The organism is Ferrimonas pelagia (assembly GCF_039543565.1).
GTDB classification, from domain to species: Bacteria; Pseudomonadota; Gammaproteobacteria; order Enterobacterales; family Shewanellaceae; genus Ferrimonas; species Ferrimonas pelagia.
Genome location: NZ_BAABJZ010000032.1, coordinates 1 through 711, shown reverse-complemented (window position 1 = coordinate 711; position 711 = coordinate 1). Strand labels below are relative to the sequence as shown.

The following is a 711-nucleotide window of genomic DNA, read 5'->3' as shown; positions in this document are numbered from 1 at the left end:
TAAAGCGATTTACACAATTCTTGCTTTGAATGTTGAGGGAAAGAAAGAGCTTTTGGGCTTATACCTGTCTGATAATGAGGGCGCCCACCACTGGCTCAGCATCCTGACCGATCTCCACAATCGTGGGATTAAAGATATCATCATCGCCTGCGTAGACGGCCTCAAAGGCTTCCCTGAAGCCATTGCGACTATCTTCCCGAAAACCGAAGTCCAGCTCTGCATCATCCACCAGATCCGAAACTCAATGAAGTACATTGCCTCAAAGAACCAAAAGGCCTTTATGGCTGATCTAAAATGCGTTTATAAAGCTGCTACGCTCGCCGCAGCAGAAACAGCTCTGGACGAACTGGAAGCCAAATGGGGTGAAAAATATCCCGTCGTTATCAAGTCCTGGCGAAGCAAGTGGGCGCTGCTCTCAGCGTACTTTAGATACCCGGACTACGTGCGACGAGCCATATACACCACTAATGCTGTTGAGGCCGTGCACCGCCAATTTCGGAAGTTGACCAAAACCAAAGGTGGCTTTGCCAGCGAGAACGGTTTACTCAAGCTTCTCTACGCCGGTATATTGAAGGCGTCGGAGCGCTGGTCGCACCCCATCCAGAATTGGAATTTGACGCTGTCTCAGTTGTCGATCCACTTTGAGGGTCGATTGGACGAATACATCGACTTGTGAATTAGATTACTGACACAGAGTTATGAACACCCTCG

1 protein-coding gene is annotated in these 711 nt (G+C 49.1%); it reads left to right on the top strand.

The window, feature by feature from the left end; all coding sequences use genetic code 11:
* A partial coding sequence (locus ABEA08_RS09465) for an IS256 family transposase (RefSeq protein WP_345335058.1) occupies window positions 1-676 on the top strand: 676 nt, incomplete at its 5' end.
* Between the last annotated feature and the right edge of the window lie 35 nt (window positions 677-711).